Origin of the sequence: Pseudomonas sp. UBA5706 (assembly GCF_002419965.1) — a bacterium.
Classification (GTDB): domain Bacteria; phylum Pseudomonadota; class Gammaproteobacteria; order Pseudomonadales; family Pseudomonadaceae; genus Aquipseudomonas.
The window spans coordinates 209843-235215 of record NZ_DIHC01000038.1 but is presented as its reverse complement, the minus strand read 5'-3'; the positions used below and the strand labels follow the sequence as shown (position 1 = coordinate 235215).

At 60.2% G+C, this 25373-nt stretch carries 16 protein-coding genes; 12 read left to right on the top strand and 4 right to left on the bottom strand.

The features are described from left to right. The first annotated feature begins 417 nt into the window (after positions 1–417). The 8 genes from B3I26_RS18855 (at position 418) to B3I26_RS18820 (ending at position 14371) form a co-directional block, all read left to right on the top strand. On the top strand, positions 418–8148 hold the full coding sequence (locus B3I26_RS18855; RefSeq protein ID WP_296259814.1) for an RHS repeat-associated core domain-containing protein: 7731 nt from the start codon (positions 418–420) through the stop codon (positions 8146–8148). A gap of 91 nt (positions 8149–8239) precedes the next feature. After that, a complete protein-coding gene (locus B3I26_RS18850) occupies positions 8240–8491 on the top strand; it encodes a hypothetical protein (protein WP_296259813.1) in 252 nt (83 codons plus the stop codon). Positions 8492–8650: 159 nt separating this feature from the next. After that, entirely contained in the window at positions 8651–8980 is a 330-nt protein-coding gene (locus tag B3I26_RS18845; protein WP_296259812.1) for a thioredoxin family protein, read from the top strand. A 244-nt stretch (positions 8981–9224) separates the two neighbouring features. After that, positions 9225–9896, top strand: coding sequence for a TetR/AcrR family transcriptional regulator (locus B3I26_RS18840; RefSeq protein WP_296259810.1), 672 nt, complete (start codon positions 9225–9227; stop codon positions 9894–9896). A gap of 45 nt (positions 9897–9941) precedes the next feature. Further along, on the top strand, positions 9942–11336 hold the full coding sequence (locus B3I26_RS18835) for an MFS transporter (RefSeq protein ID WP_296259808.1): 1395 nt from the start codon (positions 9942–9944) through the stop codon (positions 11334–11336). Between the two features lie 187 nt (positions 11337–11523). Continuing rightward, complete coding sequence (locus B3I26_RS18830; RefSeq protein ID WP_296259807.1) at positions 11524–12291, top strand: SDR family NAD(P)-dependent oxidoreductase; 768 nt, start codon at positions 11524–11526, stop codon at positions 12289–12291. Between the two features lie 15 nt (positions 12292–12306). Beyond that, complete coding sequence (locus B3I26_RS18825) at positions 12307–13515, top strand: acetyl-CoA C-acyltransferase (RefSeq protein ID WP_296259805.1); 1209 nt, start codon at positions 12307–12309, stop codon at positions 13513–13515. An 82-nt stretch (positions 13516–13597) separates the two neighbouring features. Continuing rightward, entirely contained in the window at positions 13598–14371 is a 774-nt protein-coding gene (locus tag B3I26_RS18820; RefSeq protein WP_296259804.1) for an enoyl-CoA hydratase, read from the top strand. Here B3I26_RS18820 and B3I26_RS18815 read toward each other — a convergent pair. Beyond that, positions 14358–15962, bottom strand: coding sequence for a type VI secretion system Vgr family protein (locus B3I26_RS18815; protein WP_296259803.1), 1605 nt, complete (start codon positions 15960–15962; stop codon positions 14358–14360). The two genes, B3I26_RS18820 and B3I26_RS18815, sit on opposite strands and share 14 nt — an antisense overlap. 334 nt (positions 15963–16296) lie before the next feature. Here B3I26_RS18815 and B3I26_RS18810 point away from each other — a divergent pair, with 334 nt between their 5' ends. Then, a complete protein-coding gene (locus tag B3I26_RS18810) occupies positions 16297–16998 on the top strand; it encodes a YebC/PmpR family DNA-binding transcriptional regulator (RefSeq protein ID WP_296259802.1) in 702 nt (233 codons plus the stop codon). A gap of 87 nt (positions 16999–17085) precedes the next feature. Here B3I26_RS18810 and B3I26_RS18805 read toward each other — a convergent pair whose 3' ends face one another. Both B3I26_RS18805 and B3I26_RS18800 read right to left on the bottom strand, forming a co-directional pair. Next, a complete protein-coding gene (locus B3I26_RS18805; RefSeq protein WP_296259800.1) occupies positions 17086–18375 on the bottom strand; it encodes a leucine-rich repeat-containing protein kinase family protein in 1290 nt (429 codons plus the stop codon). 59 nt (positions 18376–18434) lie between these two features. Beyond that, entirely contained in the window at positions 18435–18983 is a 549-nt protein-coding gene (locus B3I26_RS18800; protein WP_296259799.1) for a TetR/AcrR family transcriptional regulator, read from the bottom strand. Between the two features lie 106 nt (positions 18984–19089). Between B3I26_RS18800 and B3I26_RS18795 the strand changes: the two genes are divergently transcribed. The 3 genes from B3I26_RS18795 to B3I26_RS18785 all read left to right on the top strand — a co-directional run bounded on the left by B3I26_RS18795 (position 19090) and on the right by B3I26_RS18785 (position 24019). Beyond that, complete coding sequence (locus B3I26_RS18795; protein WP_296259797.1) at positions 19090–20295, top strand: MFS transporter; 1206 nt, start codon at positions 19090–19092, stop codon at positions 20293–20295. A gap of 83 nt (positions 20296–20378) precedes the next feature. Beyond that, complete coding sequence (locus tag B3I26_RS18790) at positions 20379–22280, top strand: propionyl-CoA synthetase (protein WP_296259795.1); 1902 nt, start codon at positions 20379–20381, stop codon at positions 22278–22280. A gap of 140 nt (positions 22281–22420) precedes the next feature. Further along, complete coding sequence (locus B3I26_RS18785) at positions 22421–24019, top strand: lactate dehydrogenase (protein ID WP_296259794.1); 1599 nt, start codon at positions 22421–22423, stop codon at positions 24017–24019. A 159-nt stretch (positions 24020–24178) separates the two neighbouring features. Here the strand turns inward: B3I26_RS18785 and B3I26_RS18780 are convergent, their stop codons facing one another. Next, positions 24179–25318 (bottom strand): M14 family metallopeptidase, encoded by a 1140-nt coding sequence (locus B3I26_RS18780; protein ID WP_296259840.1) that lies wholly within the window; start codon positions 25316–25318, stop codon positions 24179–24181. Between the last annotated feature and the right edge of the window lie 55 nt (positions 25319–25373).

The window sequence follows — 25373 nt, the reverse complement described above, 5'->3', positions numbered from 1 at the left end:
CCTGATAGCGGACCGTTCTTGATCGAGATGTTCGACGGAGCGTATGTTTTTGGCTGTGTGAAACAAGTTCGAAACACGCGCAGCGTCCTGTCCGGGCAAGTGAATGTCTGGCTGGATCTTTGCGCCAATAAAGAAAGTCGCAGGGTCTATAAGTCTCTCGCGCCCGCGCTGCCCCTTTTCAAAGGTGTACGCGGCGCGAATGAAGACGTCGATGATGTTCTGATTTCTGCTATTGAGAATATGTATGCCTTGCAGGGCGTAGACCTTGCCAAACTGCCAGCTGCACCAGAGGCCCTTGACCCTGCAGATGAGGTCGAGCCGGCCCAACCCGCAGGAGCGGTCGCACAATCTCCATCCGGGCAAGATCACGTTAAGCCTGCGACTGAGGTCAGACGACAGACGGTCGAGCCGTCTGCCGTGCCCTACTTGATTTCCACCCAGCCCGACGGCTATCTGCCTGACATGCAGGACTTCACGCTGGAGCGTGCAGGCAGCGTCGACGATGGCTGGTACAGCACGGTGCCGATCAAGGCTGAGCGAGAATTGACTGTCGGTGAGACATTGAGCGCGTTTCTGGTCAATCGTCGCGACGGCGAGATCAGCCGGTTCGACTACGTTGCCCAAGCGACTACGCTCAAGGACGATCAGTGGCCTGAAGCATTCGCCCGCTACATTGCAGGCCAGGGCGCAGCCATGACTGCCGGGGCGTGGCGCGAGGACAGTACCTTCTCGACCGCAACGACGCCGTTGCGTCTTTGGTGCCATGCGAAGTACCGCGCATTCACCAATGCGCCTTTTACAGCCAACCTGATACAGGTGCTGGCCTGCAATGAGCACTTCCCGTTGCTCCCCGGACAGACCCTTTGCCTGCAAGTGCGTGACCTGAAGACTCAGGCGCTCTTCGAGCAGCATTTCTTCCAGGCTGCCGAGAAGCAGGCCGCAGCAGGCTGGACCAGGTCTCTGTGTGAGCAAATCAATCGTGACAGCCATCTGCTGCGTGCGGGTGTTCCGGGCGGTAACTGCCATGTGGCGCCCGCCGAGAAGGGTAACGCCTTTTGGGGGCCGCAGTGCGCCGAACTGAGTGTCACGCTGACGCTGGCGAACTGGTGGGAAAGCCGCATAGTGGAGGGATCACAGGCGCTGGACGCAGGCAGCACCCTACACGCCTGGGTTTACGACACGTATTCCGACCGCTTGCTGGCTAAGCATCAATGGAGCCCGAGTACCGCCCAGCTGGGCGGTGGAAAATGGCTGGCGGCGTGGGCCACGGCATTGAATCAGTCAGACGTGTCGGCCTATCTGCGAGCTGGTGTGTCCCGTCCAACTGACGATAACCTCAAGGTCACGGCTACCGACGGCCTCGGACTCTGGCACCGGGGTGATGCACTGCGCATTTTTACCTCCCTGGCGGATGCGGGGAATCGGCTTGCGCAGCTTGCCCTTGAGCTACCGCAAGGTTCGCAAACGACTGACGATTTGCAGATTACGGTGCGCCATCCTTTCAGTGGGCAGGTGCTGCATGAAGCGGTGTTCACCCCTGCGGCGGAAGATCAGACTGAATTCGATCAAACATCCTGGCGCATTGCGCTCAGCGAGTTTCTCAAGGATCAGGCCTGGCCCGAGCTGCAAGTGCAGTTGGCAAGCCAGGCGCAGATGCAGGATGAGGCAGAGGTTTGGATGCCGCGCTACTGCGAATTGCAAGTCGATCTCGACCCTGTTGAACCCGTCGTCGCTGACGTTGACTCTGCAACGACGGCGGCAGCCGCTTTGCCCACGGTAACGCTCGCCTCAGGCATTGGCTCACTGCGGGTCACCATTGATATTCATGCCGGAGAGCTGGAGTTTCGTCTGAATCGCGCTGCCTCGAACAAAGGCCTGCGCATCGTCGCCTGCGTGCCTGCAATGCCGGCTGAGGAGGTGTCTGGCGAAGAGGTAGCATGGCCGATCTCAGTGACGGCCGACAGAATCACCTGGGGTGCAATGGCCAAGCAATGCACCTATGAGGTGTGCCTGGATTGCCCGGAGAAAATGTGGGGCGAGAAGGAACACACCATTGGCCATATCGGTGCTTTTAGTGAAACGCAATTCTGGCAAGCGCCGCAGCCGGTCTCGTACACCCCAGCCGGCGCCCTGACGCGTTACTCGCCGACCAGCCTGCTGTGCGAGGATTACGGCAATACCGAGCGCTCGGAAATCTTTGACACCCTGGGTCAGGGGGAAAGCGGCGTGGACCCGCGCACCGGCCTGTTCCACGCGCATTACCCGGTCGCCACGTTGCAAGGCTTGCACGGGCTCGGCCCGATATGTGATCTGACCTTGCATTATTCGGCCTTGCGCGGCAACGAAGCGGGGCTTGGCGACGGCTGGGCCTGGCGCTTTTCCAGCCTGGATGTGCGTGAACGTTGCCTGACGTTGGCCAATGGCATGCGGATCACGTTCACCAGTGAGGAGTGGCAGGTGCTTGGCAAGGAAAAACCGCTGAACAAAAAACACTGCCTGGTGCAAGCTAATAAGGATTACAGCCAATTCACACTCGATCTGCCCAGTGGCCGGCGGGAGGTCCTGAGCAAACCGGCTGCGGTGGGCAGCGACGAGGAAGAGCCAAACGCCACATTTGTCGCCGACATCATCAAGATGCTTAAGGCCATCAAGACAAAAAGTAAACCGAACTTTCCTGCGGTCCCCGCGCACTGGACACAGTGGGTGCTTCTGGTTCTTTCACCCGTTGGCTATTACATCGGCGCCAAGCTCGATTACGACGAAGCCCTCCGCGCATGGGAAAACCATGGCAGCGTCAAGGAAATGGACGAGCGTATTGCTTATTACGAACGCCCCTTCGTGCAACTGCTGCCCTCACGCATCGTCTCGCTGCATGGCCAAGCGCTGGACCTGGAATGGAAGCGCCAGACAGGGCAATTTCTGCTCATGGCCATCAAGAGCGGGGAAGAGGCGTTGTTCACTGCGCAATACCTAACCCCGGACAAAACCAGTGCACAGGTGAACATGCAGGTGTGGCCAGGGAGCGATGAGCGCTTCGAGGTCAAACTGCAGTTGCGCGATTATTTATTGCGCACACTCACGCGCACACAGGAAAAAACAAACGAGCGAACAAAGAAGCAAACAAAGGAAATCATTCAGCAGGTCGATTGTGACTATGCCGACGATCCGACCCTGGATCGAGTGCTGTGCCGGCTGACGGAGCTCGATGGTTCGGTCGAATGCGTGCAATACAGGCCAGGCATTCGGGGAACAGGCAAACCCCTTTGGCCCCAGGCTGTGCTGCATGCATTGATTCCGGGTGATGGGCAAGAAAATCAGGTCAATACCTACCGCTATACCGGTCGCCTGCTGGACACATCGGACCAGTTGTACATCGTCGAGGGCGAGCGCGGTGCGCATGGGGCACGAGAGCACCACCTGCAGGTGTTCGGCCTCAACGATCAGATACAGCGTCAGGAGCTGGTGGCGGGCTCGGCGTCGGCCGACAGCCAATGGCTGGAGTTCAAGGCACGGGAATCGGGCAACGCCCAGGTTATTCGCTACACGGGATACGGCGATGATCTGGTCAAGGCTATTGAACAGTTCAAACTGGGCATTAGGGACAAAAAAGCGGTGCTGCTTGGCCAACAGCGGGTCAAGTATCAGCAGGCTATCGTCGAAATCGTGTGGCGCTACGGTCGGCGAGGCCGGAGGCGTTTGATCCGTTCCATTGAGTCATTGCTGCAGGTTTGTCCGGCGTCGCGGCGTCCGGCACTGGGCAAGGCGATCGATAGGTTAATTACCGAACAGGACGCCGATGACCTGCCGATAAAACTGATCACCCAGGGCCAGCACACCCTTTACAGCGCCTACTACCCGGCCGGTGGCGGGGAGAACATCGTCAGTGCTGCCAGATTGAATGGCCTGAGCAGCGTGTCGGGTGTGCCGCAATTGAGCTGCCCCAAGCTGCCTGATTATGCGGTGCGCCCGCTGATGGCCGAGTATCAATGCGACGACTTCGGCAACTCGCTGGGTTTGAAACTCTTTGGCTATCGCTCGGTGCAGCGTGGCGGCAGGACATTCCTTGAGCTTGAGCAACAGGTGGTGCTTGAAGGGATAGGCGTAAAAGGTACATTCGACGGGCAACTTCTCAGCAGCACCGCATGGGTCAAGACCGCCGATGAGGTGCTATGGCGTCAGCGCATCAATACCGTCTCGCCGGTCACCGCCAAGACCACGCCCGCCGGTGAGAGCAAAGTCAGGGAGTGGAGCCTCACCGATAAACAGCTGACTCATCTGGGCCCTGATACTTTCTCGCTGGAAACCACGTGCCTCTGCGAAGACAACCCTAATAAGTCATCTATCGTGGTGCGTATGATTTCAAAAACCCAGGCTGGCAACCAAACGGTCAGTACCGAGCGATGTTCCCGTTACAGCCAGCGTTGCCTGGAGCGAGTCGAACAAGGTATCGAGAAGACGTGGATGTACGACGCCGTCGGGCGTGTGGTCGATGAGGCGCAGTATCAACTCAAGCCAGGCAAAAAAAGCAGGGCCGATGAGCAGAAAGCGCGTGCACGCACCCAGACCCGCTACTCCGCGGATGGCAAGCTGGCGACGCAGCTTCATGGCAACGGCGATGAAAGCCGTGCGTACCTGGACGGCTTGCAGCGGACATGGCGCAGTGAGTGGCGAAGGGCCGGCTCTAGTGATTATCTCCCGCTGTACGAGTGTTCGCTGCAAGGGCTGGATGAGTCGCAAGTGATGGGCAGTTGCGAGTGGGATTATTTGCCGGGTGGCCAGGCCGTTGTCGAAAGGACTCAGGTGCAGCCGCAGCAGGGGCGTCAGCCTTGGTTAATTGAACGGGGAGCCACAGGTCTCGAAGAAGAAGTGGGCGGTTCCCAGACTTCATCGAAGGTAAACAAGATAACACCAGGCACAAACGTTTCTTATCTAGCGTTTCAAAATGCAGAAAACTCACCAGTCATAGCGTTTGCCGATTGCTTATTGTGGTTGGAGCGTTGTAAAGGTGCGAATTTGGTTGACGATGCTGAGCGAATCAAGCGAAAGATTCAGTCGGCATATTGCCTGACCGTGAAGGTATTTGATTATCATCTTATTCAGAGAGCAAAGGTGCTTAAGTTCTTTCAGGGCTTGCTAGGATTAAAAGGCAATGAATTCCTCTCTGAAATTTATGATGCCTATGCTTCGGCGCTTTCAGTCGAACCTGCTGAGTTGATAAAGATTCCGGGGTTTGTTGACGTTGAAGTGCTGAAGAGAGAGCCTGATATAGAAAATGCCGAGCCTTGGATGTTTTATGTGTTTCTCAACAATGATGCGGCCAAGGACGCGACGAAAGGTTTTGACCTTTGTGATTCAAATTTGTTTAACGCTGTAATTTCGCAACAGGACGTGGAAACCCGATTAGACGTTGAGCAACGCCTGTCCCGACACCGCCTCTCTAAACGCACCACGCAATACCTGACCAAAACCGATGGCACCTTCAAACGCACGCAAACCCTGTCGGACGGCATCGTACAGCAGCAACTGAGGCTGACCCAAGATATTGATTCAAACGGCCGCGTGGTGCGCAGCGAGCGGGTCGTCGGCGACCAAACACGCATATATGCGCTCGAGCGCGACGCCTTGGGTCGAGTCACCCGGATAACGCGACCTGACAGCACCCTCATCGAGCGCACCTATCATGGCTTCAGCAACCAGATCACCGAACTCAAGGTAGGTGGCAAGGTCGTAGTCACCCAGAAAATGGCCAACGATTCTACGTTGCAATCACGCAAAGTCGGCAGCCGGACCTACACCTTCGATGACGACACAGTGACCCTGCCCGACAAAACGCGTTTACACACGCGAGTCGATGCCGAGGGGGTCCAATGGGGCGCAAGCGACAGCGCCGTGGCCAGCCTGACGCGCAAAGAGGGTGTCACCACCGTGGCGTCGGGCAGCACCGCAAACGACATTTGGAAGCACAGCTTTACCCACCCCAGCCTGCCTGGCCGCATCAAGGAGGCGCAAACCACGCCGCGCGGCGAATCGCAAAGTGCCGAGTGGCGAAGCCTGCGGGGCGCCGCCGTGGCAGCACTGCGCGCCGATGGCCATTGGCAGCGCGGTTTCGTCGATAACGAGGGACGTGTCCTGCGTACCTGTCAGGCGTATGAGGACGTGGCCTACCGCTACAACACATCGGGTCAACTGCAGTCGCGTCAGGTCCATGCATTGATGGCTGGCGAACAATGGCAGGTGCTCAGCGAACACAATGACTTTGGTCGCGAGGTTATTCGGACTTTCCTGCACAACGGAGCTTCGCGCTTCGAGCAACGCATGACCTGGCGCGCGGATGGGCGCCTGGCGAGCAAGGCGAGTTACCAGGGCGGCACGCTGACGTCCACTGAGCGTTTCAGCTACGACGAACTCGATCGACTAAAGCGCTATGACTGCGATGCCAACGATGCGACGCATTGCCCCAGAGACGTTGATGGCAAGGCGGTCAAGGGGCAAGTATTCACCTGGGATGCACTGGACAACCTCCTCAGCTGTGTGACCACTGGCTTCGATGATTCGGTCGTGACCCGGGCGTTCAGCTATGACGACAGCACCGATCCAACGCGCATGACCGCGGTCAAGGGCGGTTCCAAGTCCCAAGCCCTGACCTGGAACGACAATGGCTACCTCAAGGCCGTTGATGCGCAGGGCCCTACGTTTGCCTACAACGCCTGCGGCCAACTGAGCAAGGTCAGCGATGCCGACGATGTGCCGCTGGCACGCTATGAGTACGACGGCTATCAACGCTTGGCGGCGCAGTACGTCAATGCGGATGAGAGCATCCGTGAACTGCGCTACGACGGTGATGAGCTGATTGGCGAAGTCTGGTTCGACAAGGACCGCGCCGTTACCCGTCGCACCAGCCTCTCGGCCGGGCTTGCCGAGTATGACGGGGAGCAGGTGCGTTGGCTGATCGACGATCCGCAGGTCGGTGTCGCCGGGCAGGTCAAGGATGGCGAGCTCAGCCTGGCGCCGTTGTTGCCGTTCGGCGAGGGCGCCGTGCTGGACGAGGTAGGCGTCGGCTATAACGGCATGCGCCGCGACCCGGTCACAGGCCAATACCATGCCGGCAATGGCTACCGCAGCTACGACCCGACGCTGTGCCGTTACGCTCAGCCCGATTGGTTGGCCCCGGTCGGCGAGGGCGGCCACAACGCCTACCAGCACTGCCCGGACCCGGTCAACCTGCATGACCCCAGTGGTGCGATCATGCTCAGCCGCTGGGAGCAGAATCTGGTGTTGCAGGACCTCGACCACGAGCTTAGGGACACTCAGGCCATGGAAGTCGGTGGCAAATGGCGCGGGCTGGCCTTGTCGTTGGTGTTGACGGTTGTAGGCGTTGCTGCAACGGTTTTTTCCGGGGGAACGGCCTCCATGTTGCTGTTCGGTGCATTGACGGCGTTGAGCGCCGCTTCGTTCGGGCTGGAGGTGGCCTCGGTGCTGACCGCAGAGTCGAATGCGGAACTGTCCAAGGCCCTGGGTATTGCCTCGATGGCGGTGGGTGTGCTGTCCGCAGCCTGTTTCATGGGGACGATCAAGGCGGTTGTCAGTCTGCTCAAGCAGACGATCAGCGCGGTCGGACGCACGGTACGCCTGATAGGGCGCGGGGCAAAAGCACTCGGTCGCAGCTTTGTCCGCCTCTTCAAAGGTCAAGGACGCCTCGCCCAGATCTACAAAGCTCAACTGGGCGCCACGCGCCTCCCTTTGCGGATGCGCCTGCGCACGTCCATGCGCAAGGTGAGCAATTACCTTGATGCCCCTGCCGCACCGCTTGAGCCGATGCCGACCTATGACAGAAGTAGCTGGGTCGGCAAGCTGAGAGGTTATTGGGACGGCCCGGATCCTCTCAACCTGACAGGGCGGCCGGCCAGACTCTACGAATGGGCCAACCGTTCGCGTTTCGTCTCCAGGGTCAATGAAATCGAAGGGTTGGCCATTGAAGTCAATATCCTGCGAGGAACGCTGGAGTCGTCCATAGCGCTGGCCGAAGGGGATGATTCCTCATCCATCAGCTCGCAAGCACGCGCCAGCCTTCGCGGCAATAATCCTTACAAGCCTCGTCATATCAGGCCTCGATACGAACTCTGGACGGCACTTGGACTGAGTGGCTGAGCCAATTGCCGTTCGCGGACGACGGCAAGTCAGCGGCCATTGCTGTCGGGTATTCACAGGGGCTGCATCAACGAAACAATAGGTGATGATCATGAGTCAATTCACAGGGAAAGTGGTAAAGCGTAACCTCGACCAACGTTTCGGTTGGATCAAGTACGCGCCTCCAGAGGAAAAGGATGACGCGGATGTTGATGACGAGATTTACTTCACGGCCGCTTCAAGTGGAGGAACGCTTCCTCCTGACGGTGCAGAGGTGACGTTCACCCGGGAGGTCGACCTTGAGAAGCCGGGTCAAGGTGAATACATAGCCACGAACGTGCAGGTAATAAAGGTAAAGAAATAGCGTGGAAATACCGGATAGCAAATCACTGACCGGTCAGGCCTGAAGTCGACCGGCCGCCATCCACGTTCTTGTACAAACCACTGCGTACTTCAGGTATCCGGGTTTTTCAGGCGTTGGCGCCTGACGTTACACTGCGCTGATCGTGACCGGAGAATAGACATGACAGATGAGCCTTATGCGCCGCAAACCCTGAGTCGCGAGGACGTCGACGCGCTGCCTGGCGTCAGCGTGATCGACTTCGGCACCCAATGGTGCGGTCACTGCAATGCCGCGCAACCGTTGATCGGCAAGGTCATGGCCGATTACCCCCACGTACGCCGCCTGAAAATTGAAGACGGCAGCGGCAGACGCCTGGGGCGTTCATTCAAGATTAAGTTATGGCCGACGCTGGTCTTCATGCGCGACGGCCAGGAAGTCGGGCGGCTGGTGCGGCCGACCCGGATTGGTGACATCGAACAAGCATTCCAAGGCTTGGCAACGAAGGCATGAGCGCCGCGCCCACATTCGCTGCCGCAGATAAAGCTGCGGGGCCTTCCACAGCATCTGGTGGCGTGCGCAAATATGGCGTGGTACTCGAGCCCGGTAGCAGCCGGCCTGCCGGCGGTGGCGTGATCCGGGGCGGCACCCGACGCGCGTGTTCGGAACAGATCGTTAGCATGCTGGCATATGCCGCTTCCGTAATGGGGCACGGCAGCCCATAATCGCGCCATTCCAACGTGGTCGTGAGCCCAGCATGAAAACTGTCGACGACACTCTTGCCCAAGCGTCCGTTCAGGCGCCACGAAAGAGCCGCAAGAACAATCCTGAAAAAACCCGCGACGGTATCCTCCAGGCTGCCATTGCCGAATTCGTTGCCCAGGGCCTCTCCGGCGCGCGGGTCGACGCCATTGCTGAACGCACGCAAACCTCCAAACGCATGATCTACTACTACTTCAACAGCAAGGAGCAGCTGTACGGCGAAGTGCTGGAGAAGTTATACGGCGACATTCGTTACACCGAGAGCAGGTTGAACCTTGATGTGCTGGAGCCCATGGCGGCGATTCAGCGCCTGGTGGAGTTCACCTTCGATCATCACGACCGCAACGTCGATTTCGTGCGCATCGTCTGCATCGAGAACATCCACAACGGCGAGAACGTCAAGCAATCCCCGACTATCCGCGGCCTGAGCCAGGACGTGCTGCAGGCGCTGGACGAGACGCTGCGTCGTGGAGAAAAACAAGGGGTGTTTCGCCAGGGTGTACAGGCCGTCGATCTGCACATGCTGATGAGCGCCTTCTGCTTCTACCGCGTGTCGAACCGGCATACCTTCTCCGAGATCTTTCAGATCGAGCTGGAGGACCCCCTGGTGAAGGTTCGGCACAAAGCAATGATCAGCGACTCGGTGACGCGGTATTTGCTGCCTTAATCAATCGCTGCGGCGCTGCCGCATGTTCACGTGAGGAGCGTCCTGATGTCGCAACGCCAATCAACGCTGATCGCTCTGCTGGTCGCGGTCACGTTTTTCATGGAGAACCTTGACGCGACAGTGATCGCCACCGCGCTTCCGGAAATGGCCAGCACGTTCGGCGTGGCGGCGGTGGACCTGAACATCGGCATGAGCGCCTACATGCTGGCGATTGCGGCCTTCATCCCCATCAGCGGCTGGGTGGCGGACCGCCTGGGTTCGCGCCTGGTCTTCGGCGCAGCCATCGTGCTGTTTACCCTTTCATCCCTGATGTGCGGGGCAAGCGCCAGCCTGGATACCTTCGTTGCCGCCCGCGTGTTGCAGGGTATCAGCGGAGCGATGATGGTCCCGGTCGGCAGGTTGGCGGTCATGCGGGCGACCGAAAAAAAGGACCTGGTAAGGGCGATTTCCCTGATCACCTGGCCTGGCCTCGTGGCACCGATACTCGGGCCACCACTGGGCGGTTTTATCGTCACTCACGCCTCATGGCCGTGGATTTTCTACCTGAACCTGCCCCTGGGAATCGTCGCATTGATCGCCACCTGGGTGCTGATTCCGCGACGCAACGAGGTCAGTCGCCGTGCGTTCGATGTCAGCGGTTTCGTGCTGGTGGCCATGGCGTGTACCGCCTCGTTGTATGGCATGGAAATGCTCGGCCAGGGGCGCGACAGCCAGTGGCCCGGACTGTTGCTGACCGGTGCCGGTCTGGTCAGCGGCGCGCTGGCCTGGGCGCACATGCGCGGGCGTGCACAGCCGTTGATGAACGTCGGCGTCATCGGGATTCGTACGTTTAGCGTCAGCCTGTTCGGCGGTTCGTTGTTTCGCATCGCCATCAGCACATTACCGTTTCTGTTGCCGCTGATGTTCCAACTGGGATTTGGCCTGTCGCCGTTCGATTCCGGCGTGCTGGTGCTTGGTGTGTTCGCAGGTAACCTGGCGATGAAGCCGTTTACCAGCAAGGTCATGCAGCGCTGGGGTTTTCGTTCCGTGCTGATGGGCAACGGGGTGATCGGGGTTGTCGCCATCGCTGCCTGCGCCTTGCTCGACGAGCAGATGGGCTGGCCGCTGATTCTGCTGATTCTGTTCATTGGCGGCCTGTCGCGGTCGATGCAGTTCACCGCGTTCAATACCTTGGGTTTCGCCGATGTGCCGAAAGCGCAAATGAGCGACGCGTCGACGATGTTCAGCATGTTTTTCCAACTCAGCATGGGCCTGGGGGTGGCCATTGCCGCGTTGCTGTTGCGCGGTTCGATGTACCTGCATGGCAATGCCGGTCAGGCCCACACCAATGACTTCCAGCTGACGTTCGTCTGGGTCGCCCTTATTGCGTTGCTGGCCTTGCTTGATAACCGGCGACTGTCGCCTCGGGCGGGCGAGGCGGTGTTGCAGCGCAAGGCGTGAGCACACGCCGGACGGCTATAGGCAGGCTGCGATCGCTTCAAAACGTGCACGACTGCGCTGTGGCACGAGCAGGCTGGACACTGCCTAAAACCTCCACCCCCCGTGCATGCTTTGACTATTGCCGATTGCAGCGACAGAGCGGAGTATTTCGCCACTCGAACAATAAAAGTTTAAGGACGACATACTCATGCACATCCAAGGCAAGGTGTTTCTGGTCAGCGGCGGCGCATCAGGTTTGGGCGCGGCCACCGCACAGATGCTGATCAGCGCAGGTGCCAAGGTCATGCTGGTGGATATCAACGCTCAGGCCCTGCAAAGCCAGGTACGAACCCTGGGCGCCAATGCCCTGGGCAGCGTGACCGACATCACCAACGAAGCTGCCGCCCAGGCTGCGGTGGACCAGGCACTGCAAGCGTTCGGCCAGATCAATGGGCTGATCAACTGCGCAGGCATCGTCGGCGCGCAGAAGATCCTCGGCAAGGATGGTCCCCATGCGCTGGAGAGCTTTAGCCAGGTCATCAATGTCAACCTGATCGGCAGCTTCAATCTGCTGCGCTTGGCCGCGGCCGCGATCGCCGAGAGCGCCGCCGACGAAAGCGGGGAGCGCGGCGTTATCGTCAATACCGCCTCCGTCGCCGCTTATGACGGCCAGATCGGCCAGGCCGCCTATGCCGCGTCCAAGGGCGCGATCGCCAGCCTGACTCTGCCAGCGGCGCGCGAACTGGCGCGGTTCGGTATTCGCGTGATGACCATCGCTCCCGGCATCTTCGAAACCCCGATGATGGCCGGCATGACCCCGCAGGTTCGCGACAGCCTGTCGGCAGGGGTTCCGTTTCCGCCAAGGCTGGGCAAGCCTGATGAATACGCCGCGCTGGTACGCCATATTATCGAAAACAGCATGCTCAACGGTGAGGTGATCCGTCTCGACGGCGCCTTGCGTATGGCTGCACGCTAATTGAGAGGGCCTGTTATGTCATTGCATCAACGTCAGCCGCACGCCGAAGATCCGGTCGTTATCGTCAGCGCCGTGCGTACGCCGATGGGCGGCTTTCAGGGCGATCTTAAGAGCCTGACCGCGCCACAGCTGGGTTCGGCGGCCATTCGCGCCGCCGTAGAACGCGCAGGCCTGGCACCCGCCGATGTAGAGCAGGTGCTGTTTGGCTGCGTATTGCCTGCCGGATTGGGCCAGGCCCCGGCGCGCCAGGCGGCCCTGGGCGCGGGCCTTGATGACAGCACCCTGTGCACGACACTCAATAAAATGTGTGGCTCCGGCATGCAGGCGGCGATCATGGCTCACGACATGCTGCTCGCCGACAGTGCCGAAGTGGTGGTCGCCGGTGGCATGGAGAGCATGTCCAACGCGCCTTACCTGCTGGACAGGGCGCGCAGTGGCTATCGCATGGGCCACGGGCAAGTCATCGACCACATGTTCTTCGACGGGCTGGAAGACGCCTACGAGCGTGGCCGGTTGATGGGCACGTTCGCCGAGGATTGCGCGTCACGCGAAGGCTTCAGCCGCGAGGCTCAAGATGCATTCGCCATCGCGTCCCTGACCCGTGCCCAGGAGGCCATGCAGCAGGGCCGCTTCGAGGCCGAAATCGTGGCGCTGCAGGTCGACGTCGGCAAGGAGCAGGCAGTCATCAGCCAGGACGAGCAGCCGCCCAAAGCCAGGCCGGAGAAGATTTCCCGCCTCAAACCGGCATTTCGCGCAGCAGGCACCGTGACTGCGGCCAACTCCAGCTCAATCTCCGATGGCGCAGCGGCGTTGGTCCTCATGCGCCAGTCCGAGGCAGAGCGGCGAGGGCTCAAGCCACTGGCCGTGATTCGCGGTCATGCTGCGTACGCTGGCCGGCCGGATCTGTTTCCGACCGCACCGATCGGGGCAATCGAGAAGCTTATGCGCAAAACCGGATGGTCACTGGCCGATGTCGATTTGTTCGAGATCAACGAGGCCTTTGCGGTGGTCACCCTGGTGACCATGCGCAAGCTTGAGTTGCCCCACGAGAAGGTTAACGTCAATGGCGGCGCGTGTGCCCTGGGGCACCCCATCGGTGCATCGGGCGCGAGGATCCTTGTCAGCCTGATTGCGGCCCTCCGGCAGCGAGGTCTGCGGCGTGGCGTAGCGGCGATATGCATCGGAGGCGGGGAGGCTACTGCCGTCGCGATAGAAACCCAATAACATCAATCAGTTAAAGTAATGTTCTGAAGCTGTATATCAACTTAATACAGCTCGTGCGATATACGCATAGGGAGTTAAATCAATGAGTTATGAGACCATCCTCAAAGATATCAAAGGTCGGGTGGCGTTGATTACCCTGAATCGACCTCAGGCCCTCAATGCGCTGAACGCCCAATTGATCAACGAGCTCAACCATGCGCTCGATGAATTGGAACGCGACCACAATGTTGGCTGCATTGTCCTCACGGGTTCAGCCAAAGCCTTTGCCGCTGGCGCCGATATCAAGGAAATGGCCGAACTGACCTATCCACGGATCTACCTTGACGATCACTTCAGCGAGAGCGATCGGGTGGCCAATCGTCGCAAGCCGATTATCGCTGCAGTCTCCGGGTTTGCCTTGGGCGGTGGTTGCGAGCTGGCGCTGATGTGCGACTTCATCCTGGCCGCCGATAATGCCCGGTTTGGACAGCCGGAAATCAAGCTCGGGGTCTTGCCTGGAATGGGCGGTACCCAACGCTTGACCCGCGCCGTGGGTAAAGCCAAAGCGATGGAAATGTGTCTGACCGGGCGCATGATCGATGCGGTCGAGGCCGAACGCTCTGGGCTGGTGGCACGCATCGTGCCGCAGGAGCAACTGCTCGAGGAGGCGTTAAAAGTGGCCGGAAACATCGCCACCAAGTCGCTGCCTGTGGCCATGATGGTCAAGGAAAGTGTCAACCGGGCCTTTGAGGTCAGCCTTTCGGAGGGCATTCGTTTCGAGCGTCGGGTGTTTCATGCAGCGTTCGCCGGCGAAGATCAGAAGGAAGGCATGGCGGCTTTCATCGAGAAACGCGAACCGACGTTCAAGCATCGGTAGGCCCAAGCGGGCGCTGGTCGGGCTCATCCACGGCAGCAAACGGCGCGTAATCGATGCCTTGCTCAGTGATGTGCAGCCAGCCGCGGCTGCTGCGCAGTGTTAGCGGGCGATCACTGTCGATGCGCAGTTGCCTGCCTTCGCCAGATGCAACGCACGCACCAGGATTTTCCTCGCGCTGCGGTTTGTCCGCTGCGGTGCCTGGCGGTCCTGTCGTGTCAGGGGCCGCCGCCAATGTGCCGCTTATGAGGGGCTGGTCAGGATCTCCCTCGAAAAAACCGATGCGCACGCGTGATCCGCAAGGCTGCTTTTTCAGCCCGCTGACAACCCGTGCCCAGCTGTCATCTGCGCCGCTGGTGGGCGCGTCTGCCTGCCAGTGATACCGGATGCGCAGGCGCCCCGATGCGTCAGCGTGCTCATCGACCAGAGTGGCCATTTCATACGTGTCAACGATTGGCTTGAGATGTTCCAGTGCGGGTCGAAACGGCATCGTCCAGGGCAATACCCGAAAACTGTTCTCGTAGCCCGCCAGCTTAGGCTTGTCGAGGCCGAACCGGGGCCGCAACAATCTGGCGACCCCCCTTCCGGGGTCATCCGCCGATGCCATCGCCTGCAGCATCTGAATCACGTCTCGCGACTCGCAGCCGCGCAGGGGGGCCAGTTGCCATGCCCAGTGTTGAACGTCGGTCAGCAGCCATTGGTCGTTGAAAAACGTGTCCGGGTGCTCCTCGACACGCATCACCAACCCGGCGCGCATCCAAGGCAGCCGGCTATGGCCCATGATTTCCCGACGTTCACAGCGCTGGCGTTCCAATTGACGCGCACTGAGCTGCTGACGCTGGACAACGGCGGCATCGGTGGCCAACGCAGTGCCGAACGCCTGATTGTCGGCATCGTGGGTGCGGGGTCGCGGCGCGAAGGTAGGCGGGCTGTAGTGTTCGCCCGCATGGCTGCTGTAGCAGGTGCGAACCGAAAGCTGCTCGGCGAGGTGATCGACGCCGGCCGGGGTCAGCCATTCCGGAAAGCCCAGGGGGTCATCGGAAAACACCAGAACGTGGCGCTGAAGGTGGTGTTCGAAGCGAAAGCTGATGCCTTCTTCCTCACACAGTCGACGCAGAAAGTGCAGGTCGCTTTCGTTGTACTGCAGGCAATGCTGCCGAGGCGGGTAGAGGCCCAGCAGGTGGTCGAAGCGCACGGCATCCCCAGCCATGCCGTGACTGTGCAGCAGCCGTGTGAGGATCTGAGGAACGCTTTTTCCATTAAACGCCCGGCGTCGGGGAGGGCCGTCCAACCGCTGCAGCGCCGGCATCAGGCGCAAGCGATAAAGGCTCAGGGCGGAACCACGGTACAGCCGGTCCACCCCTTGGATTTGCCCGTGCAGCCCATGCATTGGGGTCATCTCGACGCCGATTTGCAGCCACGCGTCGCGCAGCAGCAACGCGGGGCCATCCAGCGTCGCGTCACGGCTGACCAGGTCGATGTCGAAACAGTACGGTGCGTTGAGGCGGTCACGGCCACTGACGCCGATCACCAGCAGATCGCACGGATGGTTGGCGATCGCCAAAGTCATTGTCACCTGCGAGTCTTCACGCATCTGCTGAGGCACCCTGAAATTTCGAGGCGCAGAGGGTACGAAAAGCTACAAGACAAAAGGGCCAGTTCTGAATTTTCGGAAGCGGACTACAAGCTCTGTCTCATTATCCTTAGGACTGTGTGGAAGCTTTCCTCGAAACTTATCGCCAATCCTTTGATCGACAGCGCGCTAACGGGGGTTTCTTCTGCCGCCAGCGCGTATAAAATGCGCCGGGCGTCCGGGTTCTCTCCGGGCGTGTCATCGTTCACCCTTTTCAGCGTTTACCGTCTAAGGTCCCGCGCGCCACGCAGGATCGGCACCGACGGTTTATCGCCTACGGAACAAGAGAGCACTCATGGGCGCACAGTGGAAGGTCAAACACAAAGAAGCAGCAGCCAACGCCAAGGGCAAGATTTTCGGCAAGCTGTCCAAGGAAATCATGATTGCCGCGCGTTCCGGCGCTGATCCGGACATGAACTCGCGTCTGCGCCTGGTGGTCGAGCAGGCGAAAAAAGCTTCGATGCCGCGCGAAACCCTGGAGCGGGCTATCAAAAAGGGCGCGGGGCTGCTGGGTGAGCAGGTCAACTACCATTTCGTCACGTACGAAGGCTTCGCGCCGCACAAGGTGCCGGTCATCGTCGAGTGCCTGACTGACAACGTCAACCGCACCGTTGCCGAGATCCGCGTGCTGTTTCGCAAGGGGCAAATGGGCGCAGCGGGCTCGATCACCTGGGACTTTGACCATCTGGGCATGATCGAAGCGGCCGGCGACGGCAAGACCGATCCGGAAGAAGCGGCCATTGAGGCCGGTGCCCAGGACGTCGAGCCGGGCGACGACGGCGTGACCCTGTTCTTCACCGACCCCACTGACCTGGATGCCGTCTGCAAGGCCCTGCCGGAGCAGGGCTTTACCGTTGAGTCGGCAAAGATCGGCTACCGCCCGAAAAACGCGGTATCGGACCTGACCGAGGAGCAAATGGCTGAAGTCGAGGCGTTTCTGGAGGCCATCGACAGTCACGACGACGTGCAGAACGTCTATGTGGGCCTGGCTGGGTAAAGATCGTTGCTGCAACACTGCCTCAACAGCTTTTGCCGCGTGCCGGGATTTTTGTCCCTGCCCACCCTGTAGCAGCACGCCACGCTGCTACAGGCAGCGTAGCGCCTGCTCCAGCTCTGCGAAATTTGGTCGCTTCAGCACCTGCGGCTGCACACATGCCTGCTGCAATTCACGCAGCGTTGCGATTTCGCTGTCGCATGCATCGCAACACGCCAGCATTTCACCGAGCAGAATCCCAAACGCGCGTACTTCGATGCGTTCGAGTGCGCGGCCGGTTTCTTCGTCCGGGTAAAACGCGGCGGCGCCGAAATCCCCCAGCAAGCTCTCGCCGTTTTCCGCCCAAAGAATGTTGTGCGCGTAGAGATCGCCGTGATTGATGCCCCTTGCGTGCAGGTGTCGACAGGCCGATGCGATACCGGCGGCCATGCGCAGGACAATGTCCCGACTCAAGCGAGTAGCGTTGTAGAGATCGCGAGTACAAGAATCCAGACTTGGGGGGCGAGCGAGGACTCTGAAACGTGGCGAGATCAATTGCATGACCAGCCCCCTGGCATTCTCAGGGTGCCCGAACACCTCACCCTCAACCGGAATCAGGTGCGCGTGCTGACCGGCCGCCATGCACGCCGCCATCTCGTTCAATGGCGAGCCATCGCTGGTCACATGCCCCTTGTACAGCTTGACCGCGACCTTTTCGGCTACCCCCTGATCGTCAAGCCATTGCCCCTGCTGGATGACGCCGGACGCACCTTCTCCCAGCACCTGATGCAGCGTCAGCCGGGACCAGGAGATCTGGCGGATCGGTTCTTCGGTATGGATGTCGTTGAGCGGATTACCCGCAAAGGCCAGCCAGGCCAGAGAAGGCATTTGCAGCAGCCATTGCGGCAGTTGGCGTATGTCGTTGGACGCGATGCGTACCAGTTCCAGCCGATGGCAAGCGGCAAGGGAGGCAGGCAGACTCTGCAGTCGATTGCCGGCAAGCATCAGTTTTTGCAGATGCACACACAGGCCCAGTTCGTCCGGCAGCGACTCGATACAGTTGTCCGTCAGCACCAGCGCGCGTAAGCGCGGCGGCAGTGATTCTGGCGGCACATCGCCGATTCGGCAGGCTTTGAAACCGACGAAAAACAGTTCGTCACAATGGCCTAGGGCCGCTGGCAACCGGGTGAACAGGTTGTTGGAGCAGAACAGGATCTTCAGGTGCTTGAGCCGATGCAGGTCGGTGGGCAGGTCGCTGAGCTGGTTGTCGGACAGATTCAGCACTTCCAGCGATTCGCTGAGGCTGAATATCTCATCGGGAAATTGCGTCAGGCCGCAACTGAGGTCCAGCCGTTTGCTGCCCGCCAGCTTGCCGGCGCGCAGGTCTGCGAGAGTGTGCATGGGTAAGAAAGGCCCGTGGTTCGAGGCCGGCCATCATAACCAGTTCGTGAGCGCTGCGCTCAACCCAGGCAGCGGTCGAGTAGCTGGTGCATGCGCGCGAGCGTAGGCGCCGATTCGGCGTAGAGAATCCGGTAGACCATAGGTGCGACCACCGCGTCCACCAGCTCATCGGCCGACGGGCTGCGTTCGCCGCGCTGCTGTGCCCGATCGATGATGATCTGCAGCTGGTCGCGCACGATATTCAGGCATTTGCCCGAACACAGCGTGGCGCTGCTGGAAACCACGTCGCGCATCATTTCCCGGCCAGGCGCTGAGTTGGTTTCCTCCAGATAAACCTCGACCCATGTGCGCAAATCTTCGCGCAGGCTGCCGCGATCCACCGGTTCGTCCGGGCGCAGACGCTCGACGGCCGCATCGGCCAGCAGCGAGGTCAGGTCGCCCCAGCGCCGATAAATGGTCGACGGCGTAACACCTGCGCGGGCGGCGATCATGGGCACGCTGAGCGCGGAACGTTCCTGCTCCTGAAGCAGATCGCGCACCGCCGCGTGGATCGATGTCTGCACCCGGGCACTGCGCCCGCCGGTACGAATGCCTTCTTTAATAGCCATGGATCGGACCTTAACACAAAGTATTTGCTTTAAGCAGAATCTGCTCACACACTGCTTAACGCAACTTCGTAGCCTTTGCAGTGTGCTTTTTCGGGAGAGTGTACGCGTGTCTGATTCGTTGCAGAACCCGCAAGTCGATGGTCGGGGCCGGGGGCATCTGGTTTATCTAGCATTCGTGATGCTGTGCTTTTTTGCCGCTTCCAGCGCGCCTACGCCGCTGTACCATGTGTATCAGCAAGCGTGGGGGGTCTCTTCGGCGCTGCTGACGCTGATTTTCGCCGTGTATGCCTTGAGCCTGCTGGCAACCCTGCTGATGTTCGGCTCGCTGTCGGACTACCTGGGGCGCCGTCCGGTGATCTTCCTCGCGCTGCTGCTGGAGATCGTGTCGTTGCTGCTTTTCATGGGCGCCAGTGACGTCAGCTGGCTGATTGCCGCGCGTTTGCTGCAAGGGGTGGCAACCGGGATTGCCAGTAGCGCCTTGGGCGCGGCGATGCTCGACACCGATCAGCAGCAGGGGCCGTTGATCAATAGCATCACCCCGATGTTTGGCATGGCCCTGGGCGCGCTGGGCACCAGTGCGCTGGTTGCCTATGCACCGCTGCCACTGCTGCTGGCGTATATCCTGCTGCTGAGTGCTTTCGTGGCACAAGTGCTGTACCTGGGACGGGTCCGGGAAACCGTTACTCCGCAGCCCGGCGTACTGAAAACCCTGTCACCGCGGCTCTATGTGCCAGCGCGCGCTCGAAGCACCTTGCTCCTGGTGTTGCCGGCGGACATTGCCGCCTGGGCCTTGGGCGGGTTCTTCCTGTCGCTGGCGCCGTCGTTGCTCGCCGCAGCCACTGGCTCGACATCCGTCCTCAATGGCGGACTGGCAGTGGCTGCATTGACCATCAGTGGCGCGATTTCGATCATGAACCTGCGGCTCAGACCGCCTCGGCTCGCCCTGTTGGTGGGTTGCAGCTTCCTGGCAGTGGGCGTTTCGGTGCTGCTACTGGCGGTCAATCTCGGCTGGCTGTGGCTGTTTTTTTTCGGGACGGTGGTGGCTGGGGTGGGTTTCGGCGCCAGTTTCCTCGGCGCGTTGCGCCTGTTGCTGCCCCTGGCCCATGCCCATGAACGCGCGGGGTTGATGTCTACTTTTCTGGCGCTGAGCTACCTCGCATTTTGCGTGCCGGCACTGCTGGCCGGATTGGCTGTGAAGGGTGAGGGCTTGGTCGTGACCACCAATGTCTATGGCACCGTGGTGGTGGGGCTGGCCCTGCTTGCGCTGGGCGGGTTGCTGTTGCGGCGCGCCGCCTGGATCAAGGCCGTGTGATACGCGATGGCAGGCGCCCGGGCATCTGCTAGTTTCATTCCTGTGCTGTCAGCCCTCATAAAAACAATCACAGGGATCCACGGATGAATGACAAGAAAGACGTGCCAGCCAGCGCGCAGTATTCGGACCATCACCGGCGTTCCATTACCGACCCTGAGCGCTACTGGGCCGAGCAGGCGCGGCAGGTAGCCTGGTACCGCGCGCCGCGGCAGGTGCTGCAGGCCATGCCGGACGGCACTCATCATTGGTTCGCCGACGGTCAGCTCAACACTTGCTATCTGGCGCTGGATCTCCAGATTGAACTGGGCCGTGGCGAGCAACCGGCGCTGATCTACGATTCGCCCGTCACTGACTGCAAGGCCAGCTACACCTTCAATGACCTGCGCGACCAGGTTGCACGGCTGGCGGGCTTGCTGCGCAGACTGGGGGTGCAGAAGGGCGACGGTGTCATTATCTATATGCCGATGATCCCCCAGGCCGCCATGGCCATGCTGGCCTGTGCGCGGATAGGCGCCATGCATTCGGTGGTATTCGGTGGTTTCGCGCCCCATGAACTGGCGTTGCGTATTGATGACCTGAAACCGAAATTGCTGCTCACCGCCTCGTGCGGGATGGAGTTCGACCGCGTCATCCCCTACAAGCCGCTGGTCGACAAAGCGCTGGAACTGGCGAGCTTCACGCCGGATCGCGTACTGGTCTGGCAACGCCGGCAATCGCTGGCGCAGTTGCGCGAAGGGCGCGATATGGACTGGCAAACGGCGCTGGAAGGCGTCGAGCCGGTCGATCCGCTGCCGGTGTCCAGCCTCGATCCGCTGTATATCCTCTACACCTCCGGCACCACCGGCAAACCCAAGGGCATCGTTCGCGAGAACGGCGGCCATGCGGTCGCCATGCTGTACACCATGAAACAGGTCTACGGCCTGAGCGCAGGGGACGTGTGGTGGGGTATTTCCGACGTTGGCTGGGTGGTGGGTCATACGCTGATCGTCTACGCACCTTTAATGGCCGGTTGCACCACGGTGTTCTATGAAGGCAAGCCGATCCGTACGCCGGATGCCGGGGCCTACTGGCGGATCATCGAAGAGTACCGGGTCAATGCGCTGTTCTGTGCGCCGACGGCCATGCGCGCAATTCGCAAGCAAGACCCGAATGCGAGCTTGCTTGAAGGACGCGACTTGAGTTCGATTCGCCAGCTGTTCCTGGCCGGCGAAAAGCTCGACTCCAGTACGCACCATTGGCTTGAGACAGTGACCGGCAAACCGGTGCTCGACCATTGGTGGCAGACCGAAACCGGTTGGCCGGTGACGGCGCCTTGCCTGGGCCTTGAAGGCCACCGGCCAGCGCCAGGCTCCAGTAACCGGGCGGTGCCTGGCTACGCCGTGAGGGTCGTGGATGAAGAGGGGCGTCTGCTGTCACCCGGCGAACACGGTTCGATCGTCATCAGCTTGCCACTGCCACCGGGGTGCAGTCAGACGCTGTGGGGCGATCACTCGCGCTTTGTGCAAGCGTATCTGCAGGCTTTTCCCGGTTACTACAACACTGGCGATGGCGGTTATGTCGACCAGCAGGGCTTTGTCTACATCATGGGTCGCACTGACGACGTGATAAACGTCTCCGGCCATCGCCTGTCCACGGGCGAAATGGAGGACCTGGTGGGACAGCATTCGGCAGTGGCTGAAAGCGCAGTGATCGGTGTGCACGATGAGATCAAGGGCCAGGTGCCGCTGGCCCTGGTGGTACTCAAGGATGGCGTCGAAGAGGACGCCGCTCAGATCCAGCGCGAGCTGATCGCACGGGTTCGCGAGCGGATCGGCGCGCTGGCCTGTTTCAACCGCGTGGTAATGCTCAAGCGTCTGCCCAAAACGCGCTCCGGCAAGACCTTGCGCGCGGTGCTACGCAAAATCGCCGATGGCGAGGCGTACACCGTTCCCGCGACCATCGACGACCCGGCGATTCTTCAGGAAGTCGCCAACGCGCTAGGCTGAAAACCAATGCCCTGAACCGCACAGAGCGCCTTGAACCGGCGCCTCTTGGCGCTGGCCAGGCGTCGTCACGGTTCAAGTTATTGCCCATCTTGCCGACACGTTTGGCAGGACAATAACGACTGAACCAGCATGGAGCCGCTATGACGACCATCTCTGCCCTTTCTGCCGTACAACCTTTGGTTGTGGCTAACATTGCCGCGAACACGTTGATGGTCGATGCCATCGAGCCATCTGGCAGCACAGTGTCGTCGCCCTCATCGATCGTCAGCCTGGGTCAGGACACCAGCGTCAGCAACGCGCAGACCTACACCCCGCGCGGTCTAGTGGCAGACCCCGATGTTCCGCCCGCATGGGAGTCCACTCGGCAGGACAAGGTCACCCTGGCAATGCAGGGCAACATCAGCACGTTCTCTGGTGTCAGCCGTTTCCAAGGATTAGGCGCCACGTTGCTCACCCAACTGGCGGAAAACGGCAAGGGTATTTCCCAGTCGGTGATCACTTCGTCTGCGAACAAGGCCCTTGAACCCTCGGAACTGGCCGCAGCTCAAGCCAAGCTGCACAGCAGCGCCGCCGACAACAGCATCAGCTTGACCCTCAAGACAGCCAGCGGCAAGACCGTGCAACTGACGCTGTCCAGCAACGACGCCGGCCTGGCGGTGCAGGCCGAGGTCAGCGGTGGCGAGCTCAGCGACGACGAACTCACTGCCCTGGGCCAGATGGCAGACGGCTTTCAGTCGGCCATCGACGGCCTGACCGCTAGGCCACCGCAACTCAAGCTCGATGCGCTGACGCAGTACGACACCAAGGTGTTTTCCTCGGTTGACCTGAACACCCGTGTCAAACTCGACGATGGCAGCTTCCAGACCCTCACTCTGCAGGCCGACGCCGATCAGCGCTCGGTGAGCATGGGCGGCGCGTCGGGCAGCCTGAATATGTCGGTGGATCTTAAGAACGCAGCCATCATAGGCAACAGCGCCCAACAGGCCAAAGCATTGAAGGGGTACGTGAGCCAGATCGAAGCGGCGCGTCAACGCGGTGACGGCGACCGCCAACTGTTGTCGATGTTCGAGGAGGCATTTACCACCCTGCACAGTAATTATCCGGGGGGGCAGGCATCGAATGCGCCGCAGACCGTCAACTCGATCGACCTGACCGCCACCGATCACGGCCTGTTGACCGGCCTTGCGGACTTCAGTGCTTCGGTCAGCGAAAAGCCCGACGCCAGTAACCCGGCGCGTCCCAACGAGTTCGATACGTTCGCGTACGACCTGTCGCAGGCCACGCGATCCAAAGGCGGTGATCAACTGAACCGCAGCATCGTTCAGGATCAGCAGTCACACCTGCTAGCCAGTTACCACAAGCCGCTGACAGCGGGCCAGAAGCTGGATCTGACCCGCGATCCGAAATCGCAGAATTATCTGTATTACCAGATCAATGACCAAGCGAGCAGCAAGACCCGTATCGGCTATGAAAAAGGGGCGCTGGTGGAAGCGTCCGTCACCCAGTCGGCGAGCCAGTCAACCCGGATTTCAAAATACGTGATGGGGCATCTGGAAGATGACACGCTGACTCCAGTCACGTCGAGCAAGACCCGCAACTTCCTGAGCGTGCTGCAACAAGCGTTGCAGCAGGACAAGGAAGCCAGACAGGGGCGGGGCATTTCATCGCTCAAAGACGTTTTGGTCAGTCTTCAGGATAAGGTGTTGTTGCAAAGCGACCCAGGCAAGCTCAACACCTGAATCGGCCAGATGTCGTCGCATGGTTGACCGGGATTCGCGTATTCAACGGCGCTGCGGCGGGCAAGCCAGGCGGCTACTGCGGGGCCCGCCGAGCCCAATGCCTGGTTAGCCCTATAGCTGCTAGCAGTCCGGCTTGCCGGCGCGAGCGGCTTTTCAGGTTCAGCGCAGCACCGAAACCATTTGCCCCAGGACGGTCAAGACGTCCCGTGCCAGTCGCATGGAGCGCTTGCCTGACCAGCCGGTAACGACATCCGGCGCATCGTCATTGTCCTTGAACGGCATTTCCAGGGTCAGCGACAGGCACTTGTAGCGTTCGCCGACACTGTTGCAGGCCAGGTTCATATTGGCTTTGCCCGGCGCGCTTTGCGGGTAGCCATAGCGGGTCTGGAAATCCGTGGTCAGCGCACTCAGGCGCGCCCGAAAATCGGCTTCCAGCGCCTTCTGCTGCTCGGTGTAACCCGGATTGCCTTCGCACGCAGCGGTGAAGACGTAGGGAATCTCTTCGTCGCCGTGTACGTCAAGGAACATGTCTACGCCGTGGATTTCCATCTGCTGCTTGATGAAGAACACTTCAGGGCTTGATTGTGGGGTGGCGTCCTGCCATGCGCGATTGAGATCCTTACCTTGGGCATTGGTGCGCAGGTGGCCATGGAAGGCGCCGTCCGGATTCATGTGCGGCACCAGGTACAGGTCCGCACTGACAAGCAAGGCCTGCAGTTGCGCGTCATCTTCTTTCAGGCGTTCGATGATCCCTTCCATGAACCACTCGGCCATATGTTCGCCGGGATGCTGCTGGGCGATGATCCAGATCTTGCGTTTGCCCGGCGCGCCATCGCCTTTGCGTAAGAGCGCGATGTCGCGACCTTCGACGCTGCTGCCGGTGGACAGCAACTGCGCGCCAGCCTGATTCAATGCCTGCTCGATCAGCCAGTCATGACGTTCGCGGCTATAGGGCTCGAAGTAGGCGAACCAGATCTGTGGTTGCTCGGGTGAGAGTGAGAAGCTGAGGGCCTTGCCATCGAACTGGCTGGGCACGCGGAACCAGTGTTTCTGATCGTAGGATGCCGCTGCGTTGTAGCCGGTCCAGGCGCGGTTGTAGCTCGACTCGCTGGCGTTAGTCAGGTTAAAGGCATGAGGCTGGCCGACCTGCATGCCGCCCACCTTGAAATGAAACCACTGGAAGTGCGCACTGCGGGTGTCCGGGCGGATGGCCAACTGGACATTTTGCGCATTGCTCGCATCGAGCACGACGATGTTGCCGCTGTCGAAATCGCAGGTCACGGAAAGGGCGGTCTGAATCACGGAGAATTCCTGAGTACGTTAGTGCCAACTCAACGCCATTGCATGGCTGTTA